This window comes from Moorella naiadis (nom. illeg.) (assembly GCF_051020825.1).
Classification (GTDB): Bacteria; Bacillota; DSM-521; order Neomoorellales; family Neomoorellaceae; genus Neomoorella; species Neomoorella naiadis.
In genome coordinates this window covers 1-2,146 of the sequence record NZ_JAXGFQ010000070.1, presented here as the reverse complement: position 1 = coordinate 2,146, position 2,146 = coordinate 1, and the positions used below count along the sequence as shown (strand labels likewise).

The following is a 2,146-nucleotide window of genomic DNA, read 5'->3' as shown; positions in this document are numbered from 1 at the left end:
GTAACTACTCAGCCACCCCAAGAAATTAAAAAATGATGCTGGACTCGGCGCTGCTTTTCATGTAGAATGGAACCATGAAAACAGAAGCAGCGTTCCGGGTAACACAAATAACCGAAACCCACATCCAGACAATCAAACAGCTAATAGCTGATAACCCCTCCTGGAGCCGCAGTAGACTATCAATGGAACTCTGCCGGCTCTGGAACTGGTACTCTCCTGTCGGCCAGATGAAGGATATGGCCTGCCGCGACCTTCTACTCAAGTTAGAGCAGCAAGGGCAGATCGTACTGCCCCGTAAATCTGCAAGTGTTAGGCAGGGCGGGAATAGAACCTCAATCACCCCGGTACCTCATTCCACGACCGCCATCACCGGGCAATTAAAAGACCTGTTGCCCCTGCGGGTGGAAGTAGTGGAGAGTAGCCATCCATCCTGGCCCCTGTTCAAATACCTGCTCTTTGGTTACCACTACCTGGGCTTCAGCGGCACGGTGGGCGAGAACATGAAGTACCTGGTGTATGATCGCTACAACCGCCCGCTGGCCTGTTTTCTATTCGGCTCTGCCGCCTGGAGCTGCACCGCCCGGGATAATTTCATCGGCTGGGACAAAGAGAGTCGCCTCAATAATCTCTGTTATCTCACCAACAACACGCGCTTTCTCCTTCTTCCCTGGGTGCAGGTCCCTCACCTCGCCAGCCATCTCCTGGGACTAATCACCCGCCGCATTAAAGGAGACTGGCAGCGCAAGTACGGGCATGGCCTGTTCCTGTTGGAGACCTTTGTGGAGATAAACAGGTTTCGCGGCATCTGCTATCAGGCGGCCAACTGGCGCTACGTCGGCCTGACCAAGGGCCGCAGCCGCAATGACCGCTGTCACAGTTTAAAGGTCCCCGTCAAGGCCGTCTACCTGTATCCCCTGGCCAAGCACCTGCCCGGGGGTGAGGCCTCGTGACGCGGGAGGAGATCCTGGCCGTTTATCATGAGGGACCCGAAGCGGTAGTCGCCCTGGTAGAGGGCCTGCTAGCCAACTTTGAGCGCATTTACCAAAGCCAGGCCCGGCAGATCGCGCTCCTGGAAGCAAGGGTCAAAGAACTGGAAAACCAGCTCAACCAGAACAGCAGGAACTCTAATAAGCCCCCCTCCAGCGATGGTTTTAAGAAGCAAACCAAAAGCCTCCGGAAAAAGAGTGGCAAGCCAAGCGGCGGGCAAAAGGGGCATCCCGGCCACACGCTGAAGATGGTGGCCAACCCTGACCAGGTGCAGGTGCACCCGGTGACTTGCTGCCAGCAGTGCGGCGCCTCCCTGACTGAACAGGCCAGCGCTTCTTACGAAAGACGCCAGGTGTTTGACATCCCGCCGCTGAAGCTTTTGGTCACCGAGCACCGGGCGGAGCAAAAGACCTGTCCGGTGTGCGGCACCTGCAACAAGGCCTCCTTTCCCGCCAGCGTTACCCAGCCGGTACAGTACGGCCCTGAAGTCCAGGCCTTAGCTGTTTACCTCAATCAATACCAACTCCTTCCCTACGACCGCATCAGGGAACTATTTGCTGACCTTTTCGGGCAGCCAATAGCCGAAGGTACCCTGCTGGCCGCCAATCAGGCCGCAGCCGCGGGCTTAAGTGACACCGAACAGGAAATTAAGCAGAGACTCTTAAACTCTCCCGTCGTTCATTGCGACGAGACCGGCAGCCGGGTAGGAGGGAAACTGCAATGGCTCCATGCTGTCAGCAACGACCACCTGACCCATTACAGCATCCAACCCCAGCGCGGCTCCAAGGCCATGGACACGATCGGGTTTTTAGCCGTTTACCAGGGGATCGCCAAACACGACTTCTGGAAGCCTTACTTCAAATACCCCTGTGGCCATTCCCTCTGCAACGCCCATCACCTGCGGGAACTGACTGGTGTCATTGAAAATGAGCACCAGGCCTGGGCGCAACAGATGCAAGAGCTACTTCTTACCATCAAGGTGGCGGTAGCGAAACAAAAGGAAAACGCTCAGATGCATCTGGAACTGGAGCAGCTGATGGATTTCGAGTCTCGCTACAGCAGCATCATCGCCCTTGGGTATGAGGAAAACCCCTTAGTCATGGAGGAAAAACCCAAAGGCAAGCGGGGCAAAGCGAAAAAGACCAAAGCCAGGAACCTG

Annotated in this window: 2 protein-coding genes; both read left to right on the top strand. The window is 56.1% G+C overall.

Translation table 11 applies throughout. From position 1 onward, the window contains the following. The first annotated feature begins 74 nt into the window (after positions 1-74). Positions 75-950, top strand: a complete 876-nt coding sequence (locus SDD30_RS17300; protein WP_434076176.1) for a Druantia anti-phage system protein DruA — start codon at positions 75-77, stop codon at positions 948-950. Beyond that, positions 947-2,146: IS66 family transposase (tnpC, locus tag SDD30_RS17295; protein ID WP_434076175.1), on the top strand; the 1,200-nt coding region annotated here is incomplete at its 3' end. The genes SDD30_RS17300 and tnpC, both read left to right, overlap by 4 nt.

Excerpts from the sequence above, each read along its gene's own strand:
- SDD30_RS17300 (WP_434076176.1), top strand. The coding sequence starts at position 75 with ATGAAAACAGAAGCAGCGTTCCGGGTAACACAAATAACCGAAACCCAC.